Genomic DNA, 24,133 nt, shown 5'->3' with positions numbered 1-24,133 from the left:
GAGGGCCCGTCCCGGCCGGGGCGGGCCCTCTTCCTCATCCGACAGTGCACATCGGACCCGTCATCGGGTGCCGAAATGAGCAAATCCTGGACGCCAGAGCCGACAAAGTGGCAGCTTAGAGGGCATGGCGGAATCCGGAGTCAACCCGACGGCAGCAGCTCTGCTCGGTCTGCTGCACGACGGCCCGATGACTGGCGGCCAGTTGATGGCCGCCGCTGAGCGCCGGCTGGCGCCGTACTGGTCGATGACCCGCAGTCAGGTCTACCGGGAGCTGCCGGTCCTGGCCGAGAAGGGTCTGGTGCGACTCGGCAAGCCCGGGCCGCGGATGAGCCAGCCGTACGCGCTGACGGCGGCCGGGAAACGGACATTCTCCCGCTGGCTGGCGGAGAATCCCGGCAAGGACACCATCCGTAACCCGATAGCGCTACGGATCGCGTTCGGTGACCTGCACTCGTCGAGCCAGCTCAAGAACCTGTACGCCACGGCGAACGAGTACCACACCGAGGCGCTGGCGGCGGTGCGGGAACAGGTCAAGAACGCCAAGAAGGAAGGCGACAGCTACGACGCCAGCGCGCTGGAGTTCGCCGTCGCCTACCACAAGGCGGCGCTTTCCTGGCTGAAGAGCGCGCCGGTCGGCTGACCACCTCCGGCGAACCCGCTGGACTAGGCAGTAGTCTTGTCTGTCGTGACCGCTGCCGATTACGCCGAACAGCTCAAGGAACTCGACGCCACGCTGCGCAACATCGAGGCTGTGCTCGACCTCGACAAGCTGCGCGAGCAGAAGGCCCGGCTGGAGCAGGAGGCCTCCGCGCCCGACCTCTGGGACGACCAGGCCCAGGCGCAGCAGGTGACGTCGCAGCTGTCGTACGTCAACGGCGAGATCTCCAAGCTCGGTGACCTGCGCTCCCGGCTCGACGACGCCGGGGTGCTGCTGGAACTGGCCCAGGCGGAGGACGACCCGGGCGTGCTGACCGAGGTCGAGTCGGAGATCACCGGGCTGACCAAGGCCATCCAGGAGATGGAGGTCCGCACGCTGCTCTCCGGTGAGTACGACTCCCGGGAGGCGCTGGTGGCGATCCGGGCCGGCGCCGGTGGCGTGGACGCCGCGGACTTCGCCGAGATGCTGCTGCGGATGTACCTGCGCTGGGCCGAGCGGCACGGCTACCCGACGGAGGTCTACGAGACCTCGTACGCCGAGGAGGCGGGCCTGAAGTCGGCCACCTTCACGGTGAAGGTGCCGTACGCCTACGGCACGCTGAGCGTGGAGTCCGGCACGCACCGGCTGGTGCGGATCAGCCCGTTCGACAACCAGGGCCGCCGGCAGACCAGCTTCGCCGGCGTCGAGGTGCTGCCGGTCACCGAGCAGACCGACCACATCGACATCCCGGAGAACGAGGTCCGGGTGGACGTCTACCGGTCGTCCGGGCCGGGCGGGCAGAGCGTCAACACCACCGACTCGGCGGTGCGGCTGACCCACATCCCCACCGGCATCGTGGTCACCTGCCAGAACGAGAAGTCCCAGTTGCAGAACAAGGCCTCCGCGATGCGGGTGCTCCAGGCCCGCCTGCTGGAGCGCAAGCGGCAGGAGGAGGAGGAGAAGCTCGCCGGCCTCAAGACCGGCGGCACCAGCTCCTGGGGCGACCAGATGCGCTCGTACGTCCTGCACCCGTATCAGATGGTGAAGGATCTGCGTACGGAACAGGAGACGGGCAATCCGTCCTCGGTCTTCGACGGCGACCTGGACAGCTTCATCGAGGCGGGAATCCGCTGGCGGAAGCAGCAGCAGCTCAGCGCTGACGGTGCGTGATCACGGTCGGACTGAGCGCGTCATCGATCTCGGTCTGACCGGGTAAATCGACGACGCGCACCGCTTCGGCGGGGCTGGGGGCTTGGCTCTGCGGTTACACCGCGTAGACTACCGACCCGTGATTCAGCTTGAGCAAGTGACGAAGACGTACCCGAAGGCGTCCCGGCCTTCGCTCGACAACGTGTCCGTCTCGATCGAGAAGGGCGAGTTCGTCTTCTTCATCGGTCCATCCGGCTCCGGCAAGTCCACCATCATCAAGTTGCTGCTGCACGAGGTCACGCCCAACAAGGGCCGGGTCGTCGTCAACGGCAAGGACGTCACGTCGATGCGTTCCTGGAAGCGACCCCACTTCCGGCGTTCCATCGGCTGCGTCTTCCAGGACTTCCGGTTGCTGCCGAACCGCACCGCGTACGAGAACGTGGCGTTCGCGCTGGAGGTGATCGGCAAGACGAAGGCGGTCGCCCGCCGGGTCGTGCCGGAGGTGCTGGAGCTGGTCGGTCTCGGCGGCAAGGAGCACCGCTACCCGCACGAGCTCTCCGGTGGTGAGCAGCAGCGTGTCGCGGTGGCCCGGGCGTTCGTCAACCGGCCGCTGATCCTGCTGGCCGACGAGCCCACCGGAAACCTGGACCCGGACACCTCGATCGAGATCATGCGCCTGCTGGACCGGATCAACCGCACCGGTACGACCGTCGTGATGGTCACGCACGACTCCAACATCGTGAACCAGATGCGGCGCCGGGTCATCGAGATCGAGAGCGGCCGCATCGTGCGCGACCAGGCCCGCGGCGTCTACGGCTGAGCCGGACGACGTTCCGTAGACCCTGACGACGAAACCTCACGCCGGAGAGCCGGAGGAATATCCCGATGCGGATGAAGTACGTCCTGTCCGAAGTACTGGTCGGGCTGTGGCGCAACGTCACCATGACCATCGCCATGATCATCACAATGGCGGTGTCGCTGTTCATGCTGGGCGGCAGCGGCCTTCTCTACCAGAAGGTCGGCGACATGAAGGACCTCTACTACGAGAACGTCGAGGTCTCGATCTTCCTGAAGACCGATGCCACCAAGGAACAGGTCGACGCGCTGGGCCAGCAGCTCGGCCAGGACCCGCTGGTCAAGGACTCGACGTACGTCAACAAGGAGCAGGCGTACGAGCGCTTCCAGCAGATGTACGCCGACGCCCCGGACCTGGTCAGCGCCGTCAAGCCGGACCAGCTTCCCGAGTCGTACCGGGTCAAGCTGAACGACCCGGAGCAGTACAAGGCGATCTACGACAAGTACAAGGCCACCGAGGGCATCGACACGATCGTCGACCAGAGCAAGCTGCTCGACAAGGTCTTCGGCGTGCTGAGCGGCTTCCAGAACGGAGCGCTCGCGATCGCCACCGTCATGGCCATCGCCGCCCTGCTGCTCGTCGCGAACACCATCCAGGTCGCCGCGTACAGCAAGCGGCGTGAGGTGGCGGTCATGAAGCTGGTCGGCGCGTCGAACTGGTTCATCCAGGCGCCGTTCGTGCTGGAGGCGGTGGTGGCCGGTCTGTTCGGCTCCATCCTCGGCCTGCTCGCGTTGATCGGGGTGAAGGTGGTGGCGGCCGGCAGCTCGATGGCCGCCCTGGAGGGCCTGATCACCCCGATCTCCTGGTCCGAGATCTTCCTGACCTTCCCGCTGATGGCCGCCGTCGGTGGCGTGGTCAGCGCGGTCACCGCCTGGGTCACGCTCCGCTTCTACCTGCGGGTCTAGTCGCCCGTACGGCTCTGCCGAGGGCCCTCCCGCGCCGGAATAAACGGCGCGGGAGGGCCCTTGTGGTTCCGGTAGCATGATCTCCGCTCGCCGGCCGGTGGCCGGTGAGTCGATCAGGAAGGGGGTGGCGCCGATGCCACGGGAAAAGGGTCGCAAGGTGGTCGCCTCCAACAAGAAGGCACGCCACGACTACGCCATCCTCGACACGTACGAGGCGGGCATGGCGCTGACCGGCACCGAGGTCAAGTCGCTGCGGGCCGGGCGGGCGTCGCTCGTGGACGCGTTCGCCCAGGAGCGCGACGGCGAGATCTACCTGCACGCCATGCACATCCCGGAGTACGCGCAGGGCACCTGGACCAACCACGAGCCCCGGCGTACCCGCAAGCTGCTGCTCAACCGGCTGGAGATCGACCGGCTGCTGGGCAAGCTCAAGGAGAGCGGCCTGACGCTGGTGCCGTTGCAGGTCTACTTCTCCGACGGCTGGGCCAAGGTGGAGATCGGCCTGGCCCGGGGTAAGAAGTCGTACGACAAGCGCCAGGACCTCGCCAAGCGGGACGCCGACCGGGAGATCGCCCGGGCGGTGGGCCGGCGCGGCAAGGGCATGGGTGAGTGATACGTCCGGTTCGTCCGGCAGTCCGCGTCGAGCGGGCCTCGGGATGAATCCGGTTGCGCCAGGCGTTAGGCTTGGTGTGCTGCCGACAGGGGCAGCGCTACGAGGGGGTGACTGGTTTCGACTTCGTACGCAGCGACAGGGGAAGCGAGCCGAGGAAGCCGACGTCGTCTCGAGAATCGGTCGTCGGAAACCAATAAGCGCCAAGAACAATCGCGCTGACTTCGCTCTCGCCGCCTGAGGCGAGTAGCAAGTCTGTCGGCCTGGGAGCGCCTTCGACCCAGTCTGCCGGCATCAGCTAGAAGGCTGGCCAACCGGACCCGGTCGCGGGGTCCGTGCGGCGAGATCAATCAGCGACTGGGCCCGTCACACCAACTTGCTCGCGTGAGCGGTGGGGCCGAGTAGAGGCATAGCGAGCTGCGCTCGGAGAAGCCCTGACAAACCGGCGAAGGACCCGGGTTCGATTCCCGGCACCTCCACCACACGACCTGTGCGCCTCGGTCCACCCGGACCGGGGCGCACAGTCGTCTCTGGGGTTGTTGAGACCGGCTGGGGCCTCTGTTGCAGACGGGGCAGATGAGGCGGCGCCGACCGCTGGACAGGTCCTCGAACCGGGTCCACCATCGCCATACGGGTTCGCACCCAGCAGCGGGAGGTGTCCCATGGTCACCAGTCCGATCCAGCAGCCGACCGCCGTGCTCCCGAGCGCCGCCGGTGACCTGCGTGCCCTCGGGCGGGCGCCGGCCACCGGGCCGCGCTGGCGGGAGCGACTTCTCACCGATCTGGACCCCGTCCGGCGGGGCTTCACCGAACACGTCCGCGTCACCGAGGGAGCGGGCGGCCACTACGCCGACCTGGTGCGCGCCGCACCCCGGCTGGACCGGGGCGTACGCCTGCTGGTCGGCGAGCACGCCGCGATCAGCGCGGCGCTCGCGGCGCTCCAGCACGCCGTACACCTGCCCGGGGTGTCCGGCGCGGAGGTGCGGGCCCGCACCCGCGACCTGTTGCGCGCGCTCGACCGGCACCGCCGGCTCGGCGCCGACCTGCTCTGGGAGGCGTACCAGGCCGACCTCGGCGGCGAGGACTGAGCCCGGGGGGAACCAGCCGGGACCGGCACGCGTCCAACCGGCATGCGTCGTGTGCTCGCCCTGCTCGGTATCCCGTTGCTGGCCCTCTCCGCCTGCGCCACCCCCGCCGCCGATCCGGGGGTGGCCCCGCCGGCCGGCCCGGACCAGCGGCCCGCGTTCACCGAGCGGGCCGAGGAGGTGGCCGCGGGCTGGCGCCCCGGGCCGGGCTGGCGCGACGGGTACGTGCCGCTCCAGGACGCCACTGTGCTCACCGGCGACCCGGGCTTCACCGAGGAGACGAAGACGGCGTTCGGCGCCGGCTGGTACCGGGACCAGATCCCGATCCCGGCCGCCGTGCCGAAGGACGGCACGATCCGGTTCCCCGACGGCACGCTGCGCGTGCCGCTGGTCAGCGCCGCCGACGCGTACGCCCAGCTCCGCCAGGGCGACCCGCCGCCCTGCGACGGGCGACCGGTCGCACCGGACCCGGCACCCACCGGCCGGCCCGGCCCGAACGACCCGGTGTCGACCTCGGCGCCGACCCCGTGCGTCGCGCTCACCGTGACCGAGGTACGGCTGGGCGCCGCGCCGGTGTGGACCAGCCGGGGCCGCGCCGAGGTGCCCGCCTGGCTGTTCACCGTGGACGAGCTGGCCGTACCCGTGGCGCGGATCGCTGTCGCGCCGCGCGTGACCGGCCGGGTCCCCGGCGGCGCGGTGCCCGGTGAGCCGCTGCCGAACGGTCTGGTGTCCGCGCAGCAGTTGCGGGCGGTCGAGGGCAACCGCGTCGACTACCTGCTCGGCGTCGGCGCCTGTGACGGCCCGCCCACGCCGCTGGTGCTGGAACGGCCGGACGTCGTGGTGATCGGTGGCGCGGTGGTCTCGCCGACCGGTCCCTGCACCGCCCAGCTCGTGCTGAAGCCGGTGAGCGTCACGCTCGACGCGCCGCTCGGCGGCCGGGCCGTGCTGGACGCCGCCAGCGGCGCCCCGCTGACCGTCCGGCCCGGCTGAGGCTCACAGGATCCGCGGCACGTCGGTGCTGATCGGCACCGGCAGCACGGTCGGCCGGTCCGCCGCGAGCGCGGTGGTCAGTGCCGCACCGAGCCCGTCCAGCGTGGTCACCTCACCGGCGCAGCCGTAGCCGTGCGCCACCGCCGTCACGTCCAGCCCGGGCAGGTCCAGCGCGGGCACGCCCGGTGTGTGTTTCAGCTCGGCGAACGCCTTCAGGATCGCGTACTGCTGATTCACCGGGACCACGACGGGGAGCGGCAGCCGCAGCCGCGCCGCCGTCCACAACGCCTGGACCGAGTAGTGGAACGAGCCGTCCCCGACGACCGCGACCACCGGGCGGCCGCGCCCGGTGTCGCGTTCCGCGAGCGCCATGCCGACCGCCGCCGGCAGCCCGAAGCCGAGACCGCCGCTGGCCATTGTCAGGTACGAGCGCGGCCGCTCGATCGGCAGCCGGCGGCGCAGCGCGGCCAGGTTGGACGGCGACTCCTGCACCAGCACCCCGTCCGCCGGCCACGCGTCCGCCAGCGCGGCGAACAACGCGTCGGCGCTCGGCGGGTCGGCCGGTTCGGGCGGGGCCGGCTGTGGGCGCGGTGACGGCGCCGCCCGGCCGGTCGCCGGCAGCAGCTCGCGCAGCGCGGCCATGGTCAGCCCGGCGTCGCCGAGCAGGCTCTCCCCGACCGGGGCGCGAGCCGCCTCGTCCGGGTCGTCGGTGACGTGCAGCAGGCGCGCGTCGCCGGGCAGGTAGTCACCCGGCACGTGCGGGTAGTACCGGAACACCGGCGCGCCTACCACCAGCACCACGTCGTGGCCGCGCAGCGCCTCCGACAGCGGCCCGATCGCGTACGGCAGCACGCCCCGGAAGTGCGGGTGCCGCTCGGGGAACACGGCCCGCTCGGGCGCCGGGGCGGCCCAGACCGGGGCGGCCAGGTGCTCGGCCAGTGCGACCGCGTCCGGCCAGGCGTCCGACCGGTCCACCGCCGCGCCGAGCACCAGCGCCGGGGCGCGGGCGCCGGCCAGCGCCTCGGCAAAGGTCCGCAGCCGGTCCGGGTCCGGCGCGATCCGGGTGGCGACGGTACGCACCTGCGGCGGCGGGTCGGCCGGACGGTCCCAGTCGTCCATCGGCAGGGAGAGGAAGACCGGGCCGGCCGGTGGCTGCACCGCCGAGGCGTACGCCCGCATGAAGGCCGCCGGGATGTCCTGCGCGCGGACCGGCTCGTGGGCCCACTTGACGTACGGCTGGGCCAGCTCGACCGCCCGGGGGCTGGCCAGGCGCGGCTCGATCAGCAGCATCTCGCGGGTCTGCTGGCCCGCGCTGACGATCAGCGGCGTCCGGTTGTGCCAGGCGGTGACCAGGTTGCCCATGCCGTTGCCGGTGCCCGGCGCGGTGTGCAGGTTGACGTGCGCGGGCCGGCCGGTGCCCTGGGCGTAGCCGTCCGCCATCGCGACCGCCGACGCCTCCTGGAGCGCGTGCACGTAGTGGAAGTCGGCCGGGAAATCCTGGAGGAACGGCTCCTCGGTCGAGCCCGGGTTGCCGAAGACAGTGGTCAGGCCGAGCGCGCGCAGCAGGTCGTAGGTCGCCTCCCGCACCGTCGCCATCGCCGGCTGCCTCCGTTCCGCACGCGGATGCCGGAGCCGGCCCGGTGCCCAGTCTCCCGACCAGCCGAATCTATCGGGCCGAAGGCGACTTTTCGGGCGCTTCCCAGGCTCAGGGCAGCGGGAACGGCAGCTTGATCCCGTCCAGCGCGCTTCCGCACTCGCACTCCCGCTCGGCGGGCAGCGCGGCGACGGCCTCCAGCAGCAGCCCGCGCAGCCGGTCGGTGTTCTCCGCGAAGACCCGGAACACCTCCTCGTGGGTGACCGACTCGCCCGCCTCCACACCCGCGTCCAGGTCCGTGACCAGCGCGATGGACGTGTAGCAGAGCGCCAGCTCGCGGGCCAGCACCGCCTCCGGGTGACCGGTCATGTTGACGATCGTGCCGCCCATCGAGGCGAACCAGCGCGACTCCGCCCGGGTCGAGAAGCGCGGACCCTCGACCACGACGACGGTCCCGCCGTCCACCGCCGGCACGCCGCGCCCGGCCGCCGTGTCCAGCAGCGTGCGCCGCCCGGCCGGGCAGTACGGGTCGGCGAACGACACGTGCACCGCGCCCCGGTCGTAGTACGTCTGCGCGCGCCCGCTGGTGCGGTCGATCAACTGGTCCGGCACCACGAACGTCCCCGGGCCCAGCTCCGGCCGCAGGCCGCCGACCGCGCAGGGCGCCAGCACCTGGCGTACGCCCAGCGACCGCAGCGCCCACAGGTTCGCCCGGTACGGGATCAGGTGCGGCGGGTACCGGTGATCGCGCCCGTGGCGGGGCAGGAACGCCACCCGGCGACCGCCCACCTCGGCGACGGTGATCGGGCCCGAAGGCTCGCCGTACGGGGTGTCCACCACGTGCTCCACGCCGTCGAGCAGGGCGTAGAGACCCGACCCGCCGATCACCGCCAGTTCGGCCTGCGCCGCCATCCGGCCCTCCCTCGATCCGTCGTGATCACCCGCCCGTCAGACCTTAACCAGCGGGCCGGGCGCAGGCTATGGTGCGTGACATGGCGTTGACAGGGTGGACGGTCGACGGCCTCGGGCCCGTACGGGCGCACGGCTGACGGGTGTCGGACATGCAGAGTGAGGGGCAGGCGATCGGTGGCCGAGCCATGGAGTCGATGACCGGACGACTGCTGGTCGCGACACCAGGGCTCAAGGATCCGAACTTCGACCGTACGGTCGTGCTGCTCGTCGCCCACGAACCCGGCGGCGCCCTCGGGGTGGTGCTGAACCGGGCCACCGAGGTCTCCGTGGCCGACGTGCTCGGCGACTGGAGCGACCTGGCCCGCGACCCGGCCGTGCTGTTCGAGGGCGGTCCCGTGCAGCCCGACTCCGCCATCTGCCTGGCCCGCATGCGGCACCCCGTACGACCGGTCAAGGGCTTCCACCGCGTCTCCGGCGCGGTCGGCACGATCGACCTCTCCGTTGACCCGGAGAAGCTGCGCGAGGCCGTCGGCGGGATCCGGGTCTTCGCCGGTTACTCCGGCTGGGGCGCCGGGCAGGTGGAGCGCGAGATCGAGGAGGGCTCCTGGTTCGTGTTCGACGCCCTGCCCGGTGACGCCTTCGTCGACCGGCCGGATGATCTCTGGCCGATGGTGCTGCGCCGGCAGGGCGGCATGATGGCGGCGGTGGCCCACTTCCCGCCCGACGTGGCGCTGAACTGACCCCTCGGCGGGGGGACCCCGCGAGATGACCATGCCGGGCGGCGTGTGTATAGTTCTTCCCGTGCCCGGGGGACCGGGGACGACCGCAAGGGGCCGTGGCGCAGCTGGTAGCGCACCACACTGGCAGTGTGGGGGTCAGGGGTTCGAGTCCCCTCGGCTCCACCTTGTGTTTGTGCAGGTCAAGCGGCATTTCTCGTCGAGAAATGCCGCTCTTTGACCTTTTGGTCACAAATCTGTTCAGCGCTCAGGGCCCGGTTGTGGCTGCGGCCTGTACAGCCCTCTGGGCGCGTCTCTGGCAGGACGAGCAACACACCGACGTCTGAAACTCTCCGTAACGCCGCAGCCGGCGACTGGCCGATGCGAACCGAGGCACGAGGAGGGCCGGTAGTGGAGAGCCCGTTCGGCCGGCGAGAGGTGAAGCTGGTCCTCGCGGGACTAACACGTCCGACGGCGCGCGGTACCGGGAGCGGTTCTCCAGCGAACTCGACGAGAGTGGGATCCGCGTCGAGATCCGACTTCTCGCCGCTCCCTGACGGTGGTCGCCCGAGATCATCGGCTCGGTGCCCTTGGACCGGCCACTGAACGGAAAGGGCTTACCGACGATCGTCGTACCGTGGTTCGCATGGTGGTACCTCCGCCCACCCGAGCAGAACACCCTGGCGAGGAATCATTCCTCGCCAGGGTGTTTTTTTTGGCGTCTCGAATGAGGCGCCAACACCGGCGATACGTCCTGTGCCGACCCGGATTCCGTTTCCTCGCTAGCGGGGGGAGCGGCCGGTGGCGAGACGTGGGGGCCCGGCCGGCAGGTCGCCGGCCGGGCCCCTCCGATCAGGACTCCTGTGTCCGGCGACGTCTGGCGAGGAAGAACATGGTTCCGCCCAGGGCGACCAGGACACCGCCTGCACCGGCCACGGCCGGAACCTTCTCGCTACCGGTCACCGGCAGCATGCCGGAGTGGTTGCCGTGACCGCCCGGTCCACCTGGCCCGCCGGGCTTGCCCGGAGCGCCAGGGCTGCCGGGTGCTCCGGGGCTGCCGGGTGCGCCAGGTGCTCCGGGGCTGCCGGGTGCTCCGGGGCTGCCGGGTGCTCCGGGGCTGCCAGGTGCGCCAGGGGCGCCGGGGCTGCCGGGTGCGCCTGGGCTGCCGGGTGCGCCGGGGCTGCCGGGCGGGCCGGAAGGTCCCGGCGGGCCGGAAGGTCCGGGCGGGCCGGTCGGTCCGGCGCACACCGGGGCGGTGATGACGTTGGTGTCGAGGGTGACGGCGGCGGTACGAGCCAGCGCACGGCCCTGGAGATTCGCGCCCGTGGCCATCGTGATCGACGCCTGGGCCATGATGGTGCCCAGGAAGGTGGTGCCCGTACCGAGCGTCGCGGAACTGCCGATCTTCCAGAACACGTTGCACGCCGACGCGCCGTTGATCAGGACAACGCTGCTGTTCGACGCCGTCGTCAACGCGGAGTCGACCTGGAAGATGAACACGGCCTGGGGGTCGCCCTGTCCGTTGAGCGTCAGGGTTCCGGTCAGCTGCGCTGCCCCGATCCGGTAGACGCCGGGGTTGAGCGTGTTGCCGCCGAGTTCCGCGGGCAGGTTGGTGAACGGGGTCCGACCGGCGGCGTCGTTGTAGGCCGTGGTCAGGTCGCTCTGGGCCTGGAGGGCGACCGCGTCGCCGAGGTGGACCTCGCCGCCGATGGTCGCCGTCCCGAAGCCCGACGCGGTGTTCCCCGGATACCTGCCGAGACTCTGCGCCAGGAAGCTCGGGCCGGTGTTGGTGGGCTCGGCGCCGGCCAGGACGGAGAAGTTGCCGGCCGTTCCGAGGTTGACCGGGGCATCCGCCGCGTTGGCCGCGGTCGAGTTGAAGATCAGTATGGTGACGGCCACGGCGGCAGCCGCGCAAGCAGCGAGTACTGACGGCGCCGTCCGCCTCAGGCGATGAACGGTTCGGACTTTCACTGAACACCTTCCGTGGGTACTCCTCGCAGGGGGTGTCACGTGACCGACCCTGCTCAAGTGACAGATGTGACAAGAGGTGTGTAGAACACCAAATCATCTGACAATGGAGACCGAACCACGAATGGGATAATTCGGATATGCTGAGCCGCCTTCATGTGCTGGCGGAGTTACCCCCGTCGCTCGTTGACGGGCTCACCCGGTCGAGCGGCCGACGGCCACCAGCGCCCAGCAGAACGCGCCGAAACCAGCCGTGTTCGCGAGCGCGCGGACGACGTTCCAGGCGATCCAGGTGGACTCGAAGCGCTCCCGTACCGCGGCGAGATCGCCGATCCGGTCCGGGGCGCCGGCCGCCGCGAGTGCATCGTTCAGCGGCACGTTCACCGCGACGGTGACGACGAACATCACCAGGTAGAGAGCGAGCCCGGCGGCGATCCACGGCAGCGCCGGCCGGGCCGCCCCGCGCCACGCCAGGACCGCCGACAGCGCGGCCAGCACCGGCGTACCCAGGAAGGCCAGCAGGAACCAGCCGTTGACGATGGTGACGTTGATGCGCTGCATCGCGTCCACGAACGTGCGGTCGTCCGCGCCGCGAAGCGCCGGCATCACGGCGTACGCGAACGCGGCGAACAGGCCCGCCATCAGCCCGGCCCCGACTGTGGCGCCGACCAGCGTCAGTTGTTGTACGAGTCGCATGTCCTCATCGAACCGCCGCGCGGTGAGACGGCCCATGGTCAGGACGCGCGATCCTGTGTTCAATCGTCTCCGTGGACGCCGTTTCCGGCCTGCTCGACGGCCCTCGGGCGCGGGGCGCCTTCCTGCTGCGCTCGATCCTCACCCCGCCCTGGTCGATGCTGATCCGGGACGAGGCGCCGCTCACGCTCGTCGCCGTGGTGCGCGGGGACGGCTGGATCGTGCCGGAGGAGGGCGAGGCCGCGCGGCTGACCGGAGGTGACGTGGCGATCGTGCGCGGTCCGGCCCCGTACACGGTGGCGGACGACCCGGCCACGGCACCGCAGGTGGTGGTGCACCCGGGCCAGCGCTGCACCACACCGGACGGGCGCGAGCTGTTCGCGATGACGCGCTGGGGCGTACGCACCTGGGGCAACGGGCCGGACGGCCGGACCGTGCTGCTCACCGGCACGTACCCGGTGCGGGGGACTGTCGGGAAGCGTTTGCTGGACGCGCTGCCGCCGCTCGCGGTGGTACGGCGCGAGTCCTGGGACACGCCGCTGGTGCCGCTGCTGGCCGCCGAGATCGTCAAGGACGACCCCGGCCAGGAGGCGGTGCTCGACCGCCTGCTCGACCTGCTGCTCATCGCCGCGCTGCGCGAGTGGTTCGCCCGGCCCGGTGCCGCCGCACCCGCCTGGTACCGGGCGTACGCCGATCCGGTGGTCGGCCGCGCGCTGCGGATGCTGCACCACGACCCGGCCCGGCCGTGGACTGTGGCGTCGCTCGCCGCCGAGGTGGGGATGTCCCGGGCGGCGCTGGCCCGACGCTTCACCGCGCTGGTCGGCGAGCCGCCCGTGGCGTACCTGACGGGCTGGCGGCTGGCGCTCGCGGCCGACCTGCTCCGCGAGCCCGGCGCCACAGTCGGCGCGGTGGCCCGCCGGGTCGGTTACGGCAGCTCGTTCGCCCTGAGCACGGCGTTCAAACGCCGGTACGGCGTGAGCCCGCGCCGGCACGTCGACCCGGATAGATTGGCCGGATGACTGTCGACCTGTTCGCCGGTGTCCCGGTCCGCGACCTCGCGGTGGCGACGGACTGGTACGAGCGGCTGTTCGGCGCCCCGCCGCAGTTCCGGCCGAACGACAGCGAGGCGGTGTGGGAGCTGGCCGAACGCCGCTACCTCTACGTCGACGTGCGGCCCGAGCACGCCGGTCACGCCATGCAGACGGTCTTCGTCGACGACCTCGACACCCGCGTCGCGGCGATCGCCGCCCGTGGTCTGACACCGGCCGCGCGGGAGACCTACGACAACGGCGTCCGCAAAGTGATCTTCCACGACCCGGACGGCAACGAGATCGGCTTCGGCGGCGGCCCGGCCTGACGGTCCGGCCGGGCCGCGTGGATTCGCGGCCCGGCCGGTGGCGTCAGCGGGGACGCCGCGTCTTCGGCAGGTCGAACTGGTCGGCCCGGCGGCAGTCCTTCGGGCCGCCGACCGCCTGGGGGCCGACCTCGTCCAGGGCCTTTCGGGCGCGCTGGCGGCCCAGGTTCCAGGCGTACCAGGGGTCGGGTTCGGCGAGGTCGTCGGCGATCCAGCTCAGCGTGCACCGGCGTACCGGGTCGGGGAGCTTGGCGAGCGCCGGGGTGGCGTCGGCGGACAGCGCCCGCAGGTACCACGCGTCGATCTTGCCGGTCTGCTCGTACCGCAGCGTGTTGCGGCGGGCGACGTAGTCCTCCGGGTTGAGCACGGCCAGGCCCAGCAGCATCGCGACCGCCAGCGCGAGCGTGGTGCCGGGAATCCACCGGCCCTTCCACTTGACGCCGGCCGCGATGATCATCAAGAAGACCGTGCCGAGCAGCATCTCGAACGCCATCACGAAGATCCGCTCGCCGGTGAAGCTGTAGACCTTCTGGTACGTCCACATCCGGGACAGCGCCGACGCCACGATCACCACGCTCAGCGCGCTGATCAGCCCGAGCAGCACGCGCAGCATGACGCGCTCGGCCGGCTGCTCCCGCCGTGCCCAGCGGCTGACCCCGCCGAGCACCGCCACCGTCAGCAGCGTGACGAACAGGAGCTGCCAGAAGCCGCTGCGCGCGTACTCGGCGTAACTGAGCCCGGCGACCCGCTGCACGTGCCGCTGCCCGCCGAAGAGCGTGGTGAACTGCACCACCACGAACCCGGCGAACAGCAGCGCGAGCGCGCCGATGGCCGGCGCCCACTCCAGCAGGCCGAGGCGGCGCTCACCGGCGCGATCCACGGTGGACAGATCCGGCGGCGCGGCGAGCGTGTAGAGCGCGGCGACAGCGATCAGACCGCCCACCACGGCCAGGAACAACCAGCCGAACACCGTGCCGAGGTTGATCTCGGGGACGAGCGAGCCGAGCGCCTCGGAGAACGCCGCGTCGGCCGACGCGAGCAGGCTGCCGAAGACCACGAGCACCACGACCGTGGCGACGACCGAGACGGTCACCTTGCGCACCGTCGCCTCCTGCGGCGAGGCGGTGATGTGCCGGCGCACCCAGGGCAGGCCGCGCAACGCCGCGAACGGCGTCGCCACCAGGCCGAACAGGATCGAGCGCACCAGCCGCCCGCCGATGATCGCGAGGGTGGCGCAGCCGAGCGCGCCGAGCACGCAGAACGTCACGAGCCACCAGGCGTTGCGGAACGCCGGCACGGCGATCAGGGCCAGGGCGGCCGCCGCCCACCCGGCCCGGATGAGCTTGTCGGCGCGCGGCAGGTCCGCGGTCTTCGACCGGACCGCCAGCACCACCGCGAGCGTGAGCGTCAGCCACCCCAGGAACCAGCCGACGCCGACGCGGCCGAGCGGCACGAACACCGCGCTGCCGACCGCGGCGGCCAGCACCGCGAGCGGCGCCGCCCGCCCGGTCGCCGCCTTCGGGCCGGGCCACCGCGCCCCGAGGAACGAGGTTCGTGGCACCGCCGGCCGCGGCGTCCAGGCTGGCGCCTGCGGGTGCCCACCCCAACCCGTGCCGGGGTACGGGGGCGCGGCCATCGGCCCACCGCCGTGCGGAGGCGGCGTGCCCGGAGCGCGCTGGGAACCCGGCGCGGGCGGCGGCCCGGAGGCCGGCTGCGCGCCCGGCGCGGCCCATGCTCCGGAGGCAGGCGGCTGCGTGGCGCCGGACGGGCCGGCAACCGCTGGCGTGCCGAGGGAGCCGGCAGGAGTCTCCGGGCCGGCTGTCGGTGGCGTGCCCGGGGGAGCGGCAGATGTCTGCGAGGCTCCCGACGGGCCGGAAGTCGCGGAAGCGGCCGTCCGCGGAGCACCGTCGCCGGGGCGCGCGCCGGTCCCGGCTCCACCGGAGTCGGCCGTGGCCGCGTCTGCCGGGCCGGCATCCGGGGTGGACGATGCGGCGTCGCCGGTGGCCGAGGACGTTGCGCCAGCCTGCTCCCGGCGAGCCGCCGGAACGGCGTCCGGCGGGGCGGCGACGGGCTCTCCGCCCGTCGGACGGTCGGCGACGGGCTTCCCAGCCTCGGCTGCTGCCGTCGGACCGCCGTCGACCGGTGTGGACCCGGCCGCGGCGGTCGGGCCGCTCGCGCCGGCGGAAGGGGCCGAGCCCTCGGCCGGCGTGGACAGGGCGGTGGCGGTGGTGCCGCTCGCGCCGGTGGCCGGGGCGGCGCCCTTCGCCGGGGAGCGCTCGGCGGCGGGCGCCGTCGCCTGGGCGGGCACCGCCGCCGTCGGCTGGCCGGGCGCCGTCGGCTGGCCGGGCGCGGGGACCAGCGGGAGAAACAACGCGTATCCCTGGGTGCCGGGCGGCACGGTGACCGGAATGGCCCAGCCGGGCTGCCCCTCGGCGCCCGGCCAGGGCACTGGCGCGGGAGCGCCCTCCATGGTGGGCAGCACCAGCAGGTACGGCTGCGCGGGGGCGGGGACGTCACCCGGCGCGGGCCCGGCCGCCGGGGCGGCGCGGGACGGCTCGGGGGACGGGGCCGGTTCGGACAAGGGACGCTCCTCGATCACAGGGTTTCGTCACTGTAGGGCCCACCCGGCGTCCGTCGCCGCCCCGGTTGTCCGTTCGGTCATGTCCCCTGGGCCGATCGGCGCGGATCGAACCTTTCGCGGCTCGCGGCCGTACCAGTGCGCGGGAGGTCGATCACATGGCCGCACGTCGCGCGCTCGCCGCGTCCGCCGCGCTCGCCGCCGTCGCCGCGACGGTGCCGCTGGGCGCCGCGCCGGCCGCGGCGCACGGTGCGCCGACCAGCCCGCTGAGCCGGTCCGCCGCGTGCGGGCCGGAGGGTGGCCGGGCGCAGACGCCCGCCTGCCGGGCCGCGATCGCCGCCGGAGCGGCGGTACGCGAGTGGGACAACATCCGGGTGGCCCGGATCGACGGGCGGGACCGGGAACGCATCCCGGACGGGGAACTGTGCAGCGGCGGGCTGTCCGCGTACCGGGGACTGGACCTGCCGCGCGCCGACTGGCCCGCCACCACGCTCACGGCCGGGGCGCGGCACACCTTCCGCTACCGCACCACCATCCCGCACCGGGGCACGTTCCGGTACTACGTCACCACCGGCTCGTACTCGCCGAAGCGTGCGCTGACCTGGTCGGACCTGGAGAAGAAGCCGTTCCTCCAGGTCACCGACCCGCCGATCCGCGCGGGCGCGTACGAGATGCGGGGACGGCTCCCAGCCGGGCGTACCGGCCGGCACCTCGTCTACGTCATCTGGCAGAACTCGGACACCCAGGACACGTACTACTCCTGCTCGGACGTGATCTTCCGGGCGGCACGCGGTGAGCCGGACGCGTCACCGGCAGCGCCGAAGGCGAGCGCGTCGCCTCCGCGTACCCTCGCCGGCGCGGCGACCGACGAGGAGTCGGCCGTGCCGGTCGCGACGGTGACCGACGGCGGACCGCTGTCCCGGCCGCTCGTGGTCGGCGCGGCGGCGCTCGTCGTCGCGCTGCTCGCGGCGGCGGTGGTCGGACTGCGGCGGACCGGCGGGCCGCCGCCCGGGCGGCCGTGCGGTGTCCGCAACCACCGCGCCGGGCGGCGCCGCATCTGGTGACTCAGCCGAGCAGGCCCTCGATCTCGGCCAGGTCGTTCCCGGCGAGGTCGAGGTTGTCCAGCGCGGCCACGTTGCCCTCCAGCTGCGCCACGCTGCTCGCGCCGATGATGAGGCTGGTCATGCGCGGGTCGCGCAGCGCCCAGGCCAGGGCGAGCTGGGCAAGCGTCTGCCCGCGCCCCTCGGCCACCGCGGCGAGCCCCCGGACCGTCGCCATCGTCTCGTCGTCCAGGTCGCTCTCGTTCAGGAAGACGCTCGTGCGCACCCGCGAGTCGGCCGGGATGCCCTTGAGGTAACGGTCGGTGAGCAGGCCCTGGGCGAGTGGGCTGTACGCGATGCAGCCGGCGCCGACGCGCTCCAGCGTGTCCAGCAGGCCGTCCTCCTCCGTCCAGCGGTTCATCATCGAGTACGACGGCTGGTTGATCAGCAGCGGCGTACCCAGGTCGCGCAGGATCTCGGCGGCCCGCTCGGTCTGCTCCGAGTCGTAGTTGGAGATGCCCACGTAGAGCGCCTTGCCGGAGCGGACGATCGCGTCGAGCGCGCCCATCGTCTCCTCCAGCGGGGTCTCCGGGTCGTACCGGTGCGAGTAGAAGATGTCGACGTAGTCCAGCCCGAGACGGCGCAGCGACTGGTCCAGCGACGAGATCAGGTACTTGCGCGAACCCCACTCGCCGTACGGGCCGGGCCACATCAGATAACCGGCCTTGCTGGAGATCACCAGTTCGTCCCGGTACGGCTTCAGGTCGGTGGCGAGCAGCCGGCCGAAGTTCTCCTCCGCCGAACCAGGCGGCGGGCCGTAGTTGTTGGCCAGGTCGAAGTGGGTGATGCCGAGGTCGAAGGCGCGGCGGACGATGTCCCGCTGTCGCTCGAAGGGGCGGTCCGGTCCGAAGTTGTGCCACAGGCCGAGGGAGATGACAGGCAGCTTCAGCCCGCTCCGGCCGCTGCGCCGGTAGATCATCTCGTGGTAACGGTCGTCGCTGGCGAGGTATGTCACCAGGCCATTCTGTCCGCACCGGAGTGCGCACGCAGCGGCGCGGGTACGTTCGGCCTCATGCGTTACGTGCGGCTCGACACCCCCAAGCCCATTTCCAAGATCGGCCTCGGCACCTGGCAGTTCGGCTCCAAGGAGTGGGGCTACGGCCCTGAGTACGAGCGCCGGGCCGCCGAGATCGTCCGGCGGGCGCTCGACCTGGGCGTGACCCTGTTCGACACCGCCGAGCTGTACGGCTTCGGCCGCAGCGAGCGCATCCTCGGCGCGGCGCTGGGCGACGACCGCGCCAAGGTCGTGGTCGCCAGCAAGATCTTCCCGCTGCTGCCGGTCGCGCCGGTGGTGCAGCAGCGGGCGGTCGCCTCCGCCGCCCGGCTCGGCGTCGACGGCATCGACCTCTACCAGGTGCACCAGGCCAACCCGGTGGTCGCCGACACCACCACCATGCGCGGCATGCGCTCGTTGCAGGACGTCGGACTCGTCGGCGAGGTCGGCGTCAGCAACTACGGCCTGCGCCGCTGGCGGTTCGCCGAGGCCGCGCTGGGCCGCCGGGTGCTGAGCAACCAGGTCCGCTACAGCATGATCGACCGCGGCCCCGAGGAAGACCTCATCCCGTACGCGGAGCAGGCCGGCCGCATCGTCATCGCGTACTCGCCGCTGGCGCAGGGTTTCCTCTCCGGCCGATACGACGCCACGAACCCGCCCGCCGGGGCGGTACGCCGGGCCAACCCGTACTTCCTGCCGGAGAACCTGGAACGCGGCACCCAGCTCATCGCCACGCTGCGCGAGGTCGCCGACGCGCACGACGCCACGCCGAGCCAGATCGCGCTCGCGTACGTGCTGCGGCACCCGAACGTGGTGGCCATCCCGGGCGCCTCCGGGGTCGAGCAGATGGAACGCAACGCGGCCGCCGCCGAGATCGACCTCGCCGACGACGAGTACGCCGCGCTGGTCGCCGCCGCGCACGCGTTCCGCCCGGTCACCGGCCTGGCCGCCGTACCCCGGATGGTCCGCGCCCGCCTCGGTAAGTGAGTGGCGTTCCGGCGGCTTCCCTTGTCGCGACATCGACGACGGAGGCCGCCGGTCATCGGAGCGCGCTAGCGTGGGTCGGGTGACCGCTCCCAACCAGGTTTCCCCGGTCCCGCCCGCCGACCTGCCGAGCACGCTCGGCGAGCTGCGCGCGACCGGCCACCAGTACCGCACGGTCAAACAGGAACTCCGAGACAACCTCCTCGCCCGGATGGGCTCCGGCGAGGAGCGCTTCCCCGGCATCGTGGGCTACGAGGACACGGTGCTGCCCGAGGTCGAGCGCGCGCTGCTCGCCGGGCACGACATGGTGCTGCTCGGCGAGCGCGGGCAGGGCAAGACCCGGCTGATCCGCTCGCTCGGCGGGCTGCTGGACGAGTGGACCCCGGTGATCCCCGGCTCGGTGCTCAACGAGCACCCGATGCACCCGATCGCCCCCGCCTCCCGGGCGCTCGTCGAGTCGGCCGGCGACGACCTGCCGATCGGCTGGCTGCACCGCTCGATGCGGTACGGCGAGAAGCTCGCCACGCCGGACACCAGCGTCGGCGACCTGATCGGCGACGTCGACCCGATCCGCCTCGCCCAGGGGCGCACGCTCGGCGACCCGGAGACCATCCACTTCGGGCTCGTACCGCGCACCAACCGGGGCGTCTTCGCCGTCAACGAGCTGCCCGACCTGGCCGAACGCATCCAGGTGGCGCTGCTCAACGTGCTGGAGGAGCGCGACATCCAGGTTCGCGGCTACCAGCTGCGGCTGCCGCTGGACCTGCTGCTGGTGGCCAGTGCCAACCCGGAGGACTACACCAACCGGGGCCGGATCATCACGCCGCTGAAGGACCGGTTCGGCGCGGAGATCCGTACCCACTACCCGCTCGACCTCGATCTGGAGCTGGCGCTGATCCGGCAGGAGGCCGACCTGGTCGCCGTGGTGCCGGAGCACGTGCTGGAGGTGCTCGCCCGGTTCGCCCGTGACGTGCGGGAATCCCCGTCGGTCGACCCGCGCTCCGGCGTGTCCGCCCGGTTCGCCATCGCCGCCGCGGAGACGGTGGCCGCCGCCGCGTTGCGTCGTTCCGGTCTGCTGGCGGGTGCCGGTGCCGGTGCCGGTGCCGGTGCCGCTGCCTCGGCTTCGGCCGGCGCCGGGTCGGCGTCCCGTCCGGAGGCGCCGGTGGCCCGGATCGGGGACACCGTGTCGGTGACCTCCACGCTGCGCGGCAAGGTCGAGTTCGAGAGCGGCGAGGAGGGGCGCGAGATCGAGGTGCTCGCGCACCTGCTGCGTACCGCCACCGCCGAGACGTTCCGCGCCCGCCTCGCCGGGCTCGACCTGTCCGGCTTCACCGCGATCGTCGCCGAGGGCGGCGCCGTCGAGACCGGCGAGCTGGTCTCCTCGTCCGAGCTGCTGCGCCAGGTCGGCACCGTACCGGGGCTGGCCAAGGTGCTCGACCGGCTCGGGCTCGGTGACGCGCCCAGCCCGGAGGAGGCGGCAGCCGGCATCGAGTTCGTCCTCGAAGGGCTGCACCTGACCCGCCGGCTCGGCAAGGACGTCACCGACTCCGGGCGCACCGTCTACGGGGATCGGGACTGACAGTGGCCGGCGGCAACCGCTTCCGTTACGGGCAGTGGCGCGGCGGACCCGACCCGCTCGCCCCGCCGTACGACGTGCGCGCCGCGGTGGACGCGGTCGGCTCGGACGTGCTCGCCGGCGGCAGCCTGCGCGAATCGCTGCGCGAGCTGCTGCGGCGCGGCCCGCAGGGGCGCGGCGGGCTGGACGACCTGGCCGCCCGCGCCCGTCGCCTGCGCCGGGAGGCGCTGCGCCGCGGCGACCTGGACGGCGCCGTCACCCGGGCCCGGGCCCTGCTCGACCAGGCGCTCGCCGCCGAACGCGACGAGCTGCGCGGCCGCGACGGCGACGACGCGCGGTTCGCCGAGGCCGTGCTCGACAACCTGCCCCGCTCCACCGCCCGCGCGGTGTCGGAGCTCTCCGGGTACGAGTGGGCCAGCGCGGAGGCACGGCAGACGTACCAGCGGATCCTCGACGGGCTGCGCGGCGACGTGCTGGAACAGCGCTTCGCCGGGCTGCGCGACGCGGCCCGGGCCACCGCCGACCCGGCCGTCCAGCGGCAGCTCGCCGAGATGATGCGCGACCTCAACGACCTGCTCGCCCGGCACGACCGCTCCGAGGACACCACCGACGCGTTCGCCGAGTTCATGCGCCGCCACGGGGAGTTCTTCCCGGAACGGCCCAAGGACGTCGACGAGCTGATCGACGTGCTGGCCCGGCGGGCGGCCGCCGGTGAGCGGCTGATGCGGTCGCTGTCGGACCGGCAGCGCGAGGAACTCGCCGGGCTGATGCGCCAGTCGCTCGGCGACCGGCTGTCCGGTGAATTGTCCCAGCTCGACGCACACCTGCGGTCGCTGCGGCCGGACCTGAACTGGCAGCGCGGCGAGCGGGTTCGCGGCGACGAGCCGCTCGGCTACGGCGAGGCCACCGGCGCACTCGACGAGATCGCCGAACTCGACGAGCTGCTGGACTCCCTCGACCAGGACCAGCCCGGTGCCACACTCGACGACGTCGACGTGGAGGCCGTCGCCCGCACGCTGGGCCGGGACGCCGCCGACGACGTACGCCGGTTGCGGGAGCTGGAACGCGAACTGCGCCGCCAGGGCTGGGTCACCCGGGACGCGGAAGGGCTGACGCTCAGCCCGAAGGCGCTGCGCCGGCTCGCCGGCACCGCGCTGCGGCGCGTCTTCGCCGACCTGACGGCCGGCCCGCGCGGCCAGCACGACCTCCGCTCGGCCGGCGCGGCCGGCGAGGTGAGCGGTGCGTCCCGCCCCTGGGAGTACGGCGACGAGCAGCCGCTGGACGTGGTGCGCACGCTCACCCGGGCGGTACGCCGGGCCGGTCCCGGAGTGCCGGTACCGCTCGCGGTCGAGGACTTCGAGGTGATGGAGACCGAACGGCGGGCGTCGGCGGCTGTGGTGCTCTGCGTCGACCTGTCGTACTCGATGATCTCGCAGGGGCGCTGGGGCCCGATGAAGCAGACCGCGCTGGCCCTGTCGCACCTGATGGCGACCCGGTTCCCGCAGGACGCGCTGCAGATCGTGGGCTTCGGCCGGGAGGCGATGCCGCTCACCCAGCAGGAGCTGGCGGCGGTGGAGCCGGACATGCAGCAGGGCACGAACCTCCAGCACGCGCTGCGGATCGCCGGCCGGCACCTGCGTCGGCACCCGGGTGCCGAGCCGGTGGTGCTGGTGGTCACCGACGGCGAGCCGACAGCGCACCTGGACCCGGAGGACGGCGAGGCGTACTTCCACTGGCCGCCGCTGCCGGAGACCATTTCGGCGACGATCCGGGAGGTGGACCGGCTGACCCGGTACGGCGCCACGCTCAACCTGTTCATGCTCGGCGACGACCCGGGTCTGCGCCGGTTCGTGGACGCGGTGGCGCGACGCTCGGGTGGCCGTATGTTCACTCCCGACCTGGACGACCTGGGCGAGTACGTGGTCTCCGACTACTTACGCTCCCGCCACGGCCGCCGCTGAGTTCGCTCCCGGCACCCTCTCTCTCGCCCCTGCTCGCTCTCTCGTCGATCTTGGAGTCGTGGCGCCCAAGATGCCCGGTTCGCGGCGTTCCCGAGGTGCCACAACTCCAAGATCGCCGGGCTGTACCGAGGTCATGGCGGGCTCCTCGTCGGCCCGCGACCGAGAGCTGCCCAAGATCCCCTGGCCGCCCCCCGGCGATCTTGCACTTCGGTGCCCCACAAACTGCGCGAATGGGACGCCCGGAGGGCCCGAACTGCAAGATCGCCGGGCTGGCCGCGTGGCGGCTCGCTTCTTGCGCCCCAGACGGACTGCCCCGGGCCGCCCGCCCGGCTGGGTCCGGCTGGGTCGATCATGAGGTTGACGGTCACTGGCGTCCGTTTTGTCGCCGCTAACCTCATGATCGACGGTGCGGGAGTGGGTGGCCCGTGTGGGTGAGGCTGTTCGGTTCGCGGGTGCCCCGGGGTCGGGGACACCGGTCGTTGGCGGGCTGTGTGGGTGGGGTGTCCGGTTCGGGGGTGGTGGGCGGCACTCTGACGGTGGAATCGCTGGCGGGTGGGTGGCGTTGTAACCGGGTGAACGACCGAGCATCGGCCGTGCCCCGCGAGCGGGGCGGCGCGAGCCCGGGAATGGTCCCGGCGGGCTGGTCGTTGAGCACGGTTCCGACGACGTGAACCCCCGCGCCGCACCTCCGGGTGGTGGCGTGAGGCGCCCGGGAATGATGCCGGGTGGCGGGTCGTTGGACATGCTTCCGGCGCCGCGCCGAGGCACCCCCCGGTGCCCCGCGAGCAGCCGGATCCCCAGACTTTTTGAGCGCCTGACGGTGCCCACGCATCCCGTCCCCCGGGTGCGTCGACCCCCGAATGGAGCATTTCTGATGAACACGATTCTGCGTAAGAGCGTTCTGGGTATTGCTGGTCTGGCCTTCACCGGTGGCGTGTTCGCCGGTCCGGTGGCCGCTCACGCGGCGGACACCACCACGCATGCGAAGCCGGTGAGTGTCACGGTGCAGGGTGACAAGCTGATCCCGCACGGTGTGCAGGGCGCCCAGTCCCGTATCGATCTGAACGACGAGCAGACCAAGAATGTGAAGGCGATCATCGCGGCGACGAAGAAGGCCGGCATGGACGAGCGCGCCGCGGTGGTGTCGATCGCGACGGCGTTGCAGGAGTCGAAGCTGGAGAACCTCGGCCACCTCGGTGACCGTAACGACCACGACTCGCAGGGCCTGTTCCAGCAGCGCCCCTCCTCCGGCTGGGGCACGGTCGAGCAGATCACCGACCCCGAGTACTCCACCACCGCGTTCCTGAAGGGTCTGAAGCAGGTCGACGGCTGGCAGGACATGCCCCTGACCAAGGCCGCCCAGACCGTCCAGGTGTCCGCCTACCCCGACCACTACGCCCAGTGGGAGCAGCAGGCCGCCGACCTGGTCGCCGAGCACTGGAACAAGTAAGAGACACGAAGGCCGGCACCC

At 72.2% G+C, this 24,133-nt stretch carries 21 protein-coding genes, 1 tRNA gene and 1 other RNA gene; 17 read left to right on the top strand and 6 right to left on the bottom strand.

Going from position 1 to position 24,133, the window contains the following annotated elements; translation table 11 throughout:
• Positions 1-124 precede the first annotated feature (124 nt).
• The 8 genes from M8C11_RS13285 to M8C11_RS13250 all read left to right on the top strand — a co-directional run bounded on the left by M8C11_RS13285 (position 125) and on the right by M8C11_RS13250 (position 6,232).
• A complete protein-coding gene (locus M8C11_RS13285) occupies positions 125-640 on the top strand; it encodes a PadR family transcriptional regulator (protein ID WP_120571501.1) in 516 nt (171 codons plus the stop codon).
• Positions 641-685: 45 nt separating this feature from the next.
• Positions 686-1,807, top strand: coding sequence for a peptide chain release factor 2 (gene prfB, locus M8C11_RS13280; protein WP_252449743.1), 1,122 nt, complete (start codon positions 686-688; stop codon positions 1,805-1,807).
• Positions 1,808-1,925: 118 nt separating this feature from the next.
• A complete protein-coding gene (gene ftsE, locus M8C11_RS13275; protein ID WP_013284225.1) occupies positions 1,926-2,606 on the top strand; it encodes a cell division ATP-binding protein FtsE in 681 nt (226 codons plus the stop codon).
• 65 nt (positions 2,607-2,671) lie between these two features.
• The gene (gene ftsX / locus M8C11_RS13270) at positions 2,672-3,547 is read left to right on the top strand and encodes a permease-like cell division protein FtsX (protein WP_091418746.1); all 876 of its coding nucleotides are present in this window, start codon (positions 2,672-2,674) and stop codon (positions 3,545-3,547) included.
• 133 nt (positions 3,548-3,680) lie between these two features.
• Positions 3,681-4,160: an SsrA-binding protein SmpB gene (smpB, locus tag M8C11_RS13265; RefSeq protein ID WP_030271124.1), complete on the top strand. Its 480-nt coding sequence runs from the start codon at positions 3,681-3,683 to the stop codon at positions 4,158-4,160.
• A gap of 103 nt (positions 4,161-4,263) precedes the next feature.
• Positions 4,264-4,639: a transfer-messenger RNA gene (gene ssrA, locus M8C11_RS13260) on the top strand.
• Positions 4,640-4,819: 180 nt separating this feature from the next.
• The gene (locus M8C11_RS13255) at positions 4,820-5,245 is read left to right on the top strand and encodes a hypothetical protein (RefSeq protein ID WP_252449742.1); all 426 of its coding nucleotides are present in this window, start codon (positions 4,820-4,822) and stop codon (positions 5,243-5,245) included.
• Between the two features lie 42 nt (positions 5,246-5,287).
• A complete protein-coding gene (locus tag M8C11_RS13250; protein WP_252449741.1) occupies positions 5,288-6,232 on the top strand; it encodes a hypothetical protein in 945 nt (314 codons plus the stop codon).
• 3 nt (positions 6,233-6,235) lie between these two features.
• On the opposite strand, the gene mdlC is transcribed toward M8C11_RS13250, so the two are convergent.
• Together mdlC and M8C11_RS13240 are read right to left on the bottom strand one after the other, a co-directional pair.
• A complete protein-coding gene (gene mdlC / locus M8C11_RS13245) occupies positions 6,236-7,828 on the bottom strand; it encodes a benzoylformate decarboxylase (RefSeq protein ID WP_252449740.1) in 1,593 nt (530 codons plus the stop codon).
• A 109-nt stretch (positions 7,829-7,937) separates the two neighbouring features.
• Positions 7,938-8,738, bottom strand: coding sequence for an S-methyl-5'-thioadenosine phosphorylase (locus M8C11_RS13240; RefSeq protein ID WP_121683839.1), 801 nt, complete (start codon positions 8,736-8,738; stop codon positions 7,938-7,940).
• 149 nt (positions 8,739-8,887) lie between these two features.
• On the opposite strand from M8C11_RS13240, the gene M8C11_RS13235 reads away from it, so the two are divergent.
• Both M8C11_RS13235 and M8C11_RS13230 read left to right on the top strand, forming a co-directional pair.
• Positions 8,888-9,478, top strand: a complete 591-nt coding sequence (locus tag M8C11_RS13235; protein WP_091418814.1) for a YqgE/AlgH family protein — start codon at positions 8,888-8,890, stop codon at positions 9,476-9,478.
• An 89-nt stretch (positions 9,479-9,567) separates the two neighbouring features.
• A tRNA-Ala gene (locus M8C11_RS13230) sits at positions 9,568-9,640 on the top strand.
• A 666-nt stretch (positions 9,641-10,306) separates the two neighbouring features.
• On the opposite strand, the gene M8C11_RS13225 is transcribed toward M8C11_RS13230, so the two are convergent.
• On the bottom strand, positions 10,307-11,353 hold the full coding sequence (locus M8C11_RS13225; protein WP_252449739.1) for an ice-binding family protein: 1,047 nt from the start codon (positions 11,351-11,353) through the stop codon (positions 10,307-10,309).
• A 264-nt stretch (positions 11,354-11,617) separates the two neighbouring features.
• Entirely contained in the window at positions 11,618-12,118 is a 501-nt protein-coding gene (locus tag M8C11_RS13220) for a DUF1772 domain-containing protein (protein ID WP_252449738.1), read from the bottom strand.
• Between the two features lie 71 nt (positions 12,119-12,189).
• Between M8C11_RS13220 and M8C11_RS13215 the strand changes: the two genes are divergently transcribed.
• Together M8C11_RS13215 and M8C11_RS13210 are read left to right on the top strand one after the other, a co-directional pair.
• Positions 12,190-13,134 (top strand): AraC family transcriptional regulator, encoded by a 945-nt coding sequence (locus M8C11_RS13215; protein ID WP_252449737.1) that lies wholly within the window; start codon positions 12,190-12,192, stop codon positions 13,132-13,134.
• Positions 13,131-13,472 (top strand): VOC family protein, encoded by a 342-nt coding sequence (locus M8C11_RS13210; protein ID WP_252449736.1) that lies wholly within the window; start codon positions 13,131-13,133, stop codon positions 13,470-13,472. Before M8C11_RS13215 ends, M8C11_RS13210 begins: the two co-directional genes overlap by 4 nt.
• A gap of 43 nt (positions 13,473-13,515) precedes the next feature.
• Here the strand turns inward: M8C11_RS13210 and M8C11_RS13205 are convergent, their stop codons facing one another.
• Positions 13,516-15,030: a DUF4173 domain-containing protein gene (locus tag M8C11_RS13205; RefSeq protein WP_252449735.1), complete on the bottom strand. Its 1,515-nt coding sequence runs from the start codon at positions 15,028-15,030 to the stop codon at positions 13,516-13,518.
• Between the two features lie 1,175 nt (positions 15,031-16,205).
• On the opposite strand from M8C11_RS13205, the gene M8C11_RS13200 reads away from it, so the two are divergent.
• Positions 16,206-17,111 carry a lytic polysaccharide monooxygenase gene (locus tag M8C11_RS13200; RefSeq protein ID WP_252449734.1) on the top strand — a complete coding sequence of 302 codons (906 nt, stop codon included), beginning with the start codon at positions 16,206-16,208 and terminating at the stop codon, positions 17,109-17,111.
• 1 nt (position 17,112) lies between these two features.
• Here the strand turns inward: M8C11_RS13200 and mgrA are convergent, their stop codons facing one another.
• Positions 17,113-18,102 (bottom strand): L-glyceraldehyde 3-phosphate reductase, encoded by a 990-nt coding sequence (gene mgrA / locus M8C11_RS13195; protein ID WP_252449733.1) that lies wholly within the window; start codon positions 18,100-18,102, stop codon positions 17,113-17,115.
• A gap of 57 nt (positions 18,103-18,159) precedes the next feature.
• Here mgrA and M8C11_RS13190 point away from each other — a divergent pair, with 57 nt between their 5' ends.
• The 4 genes from M8C11_RS13190 (at position 18,160) to M8C11_RS13175 (ending at position 24,112) form a co-directional block, all read left to right on the top strand.
• Positions 18,160-19,128 carry an aldo/keto reductase gene (locus tag M8C11_RS13190; protein ID WP_252449732.1) on the top strand — a complete coding sequence of 323 codons (969 nt, stop codon included), beginning with the start codon at positions 18,160-18,162 and terminating at the stop codon, positions 19,126-19,128.
• Between the two features lie 70 nt (positions 19,129-19,198).
• Positions 19,199-20,704: a magnesium chelatase gene (locus M8C11_RS13185; protein ID WP_252449731.1), complete on the top strand. Its 1,506-nt coding sequence runs from the start codon at positions 19,199-19,201 to the stop codon at positions 20,702-20,704.
• Between the two features lie 2 nt (positions 20,705-20,706).
• The gene (locus M8C11_RS13180) at positions 20,707-22,662 is read left to right on the top strand and encodes a VWA domain-containing protein (RefSeq protein ID WP_252449730.1); all 1,956 of its coding nucleotides are present in this window, start codon (positions 20,707-20,709) and stop codon (positions 22,660-22,662) included.
• 874 nt (positions 22,663-23,536) lie between these two features.
• Entirely contained in the window at positions 23,537-24,112 is a 576-nt protein-coding gene (locus tag M8C11_RS13175; protein WP_252449729.1) for a hypothetical protein, read from the top strand.
• Positions 24,113-24,133 lie beyond the last annotated feature (21 nt).

The sequence above is a fragment of the Micromonospora sp. CPM1 genome (assembly GCF_023896895.1).
Lineage (GTDB): Bacteria > Actinomycetota > Actinomycetes > Mycobacteriales > Micromonosporaceae > Micromonospora > Micromonospora tulbaghiae.
This window is presented reverse-complemented; position numbering and strand designations above follow the sequence as displayed.

What these genes read in the sequence shown, in the direction of transcription:
- M8C11_RS13285 (WP_120571501.1), top strand. Translation starts at nt 125, where the DNA reads ATGGCGGAATCCGGAGTCAACCCGACGGCAGCAGCTCTGCTCGGTCTG.
- ftsX (WP_091418746.1), top strand. Translation starts at nt 2,672, where the DNA reads ATGCGGATGAAGTACGTCCTGTCCGAAGTACTGGTCGGGCTGTGGCGC.
- smpB (WP_030271124.1), top strand. Translation starts at nt 3,681, where the DNA reads ATGCCACGGGAAAAGGGTCGCAAGGTGGTCGCCTCCAACAAGAAGGCA.
- M8C11_RS13255 (WP_252449742.1), top strand. Translation starts at nt 4,820, where the DNA reads ATGGTCACCAGTCCGATCCAGCAGCCGACCGCCGTGCTCCCGAGCGCC.
- M8C11_RS13250 (WP_252449741.1), top strand. Translation starts at nt 5,288, where the DNA reads ATGCGTCGTGTGCTCGCCCTGCTCGGTATCCCGTTGCTGGCCCTCTCC.
- mdlC (WP_252449740.1), bottom strand. Translation starts at nt 7,828, where the DNA reads ATGGCGACGGTGCGGGAGGCGACCTACGACCTGCTGCGCGCGCTCGGC.
- M8C11_RS13240 (WP_121683839.1), bottom strand. Translation starts at nt 8,738, where the DNA reads ATGGCGGCGCAGGCCGAACTGGCGGTGATCGGCGGGTCGGGTCTCTAC.
- M8C11_RS13235 (WP_091418814.1), top strand. Translation starts at nt 8,888, where the DNA reads ATGCAGAGTGAGGGGCAGGCGATCGGTGGCCGAGCCATGGAGTCGATG.
- M8C11_RS13220 (WP_252449738.1), bottom strand. Translation starts at nt 12,118, where the DNA reads ATGCGACTCGTACAACAACTGACGCTGGTCGGCGCCACAGTCGGGGCC.
- M8C11_RS13210 (WP_252449736.1), top strand. Translation starts at nt 13,131, where the DNA reads ATGACTGTCGACCTGTTCGCCGGTGTCCCGGTCCGCGACCTCGCGGTG.
- M8C11_RS13200 (WP_252449734.1), top strand. Translation starts at nt 16,206, where the DNA reads ATGGCCGCACGTCGCGCGCTCGCCGCGTCCGCCGCGCTCGCCGCCGTC.
- M8C11_RS13190 (WP_252449732.1), top strand. Translation starts at nt 18,160, where the DNA reads ATGCGTTACGTGCGGCTCGACACCCCCAAGCCCATTTCCAAGATCGGC.
- M8C11_RS13175 (WP_252449729.1), top strand. Translation starts at nt 23,537, where the DNA reads ATGAACACGATTCTGCGTAAGAGCGTTCTGGGTATTGCTGGTCTGGCC.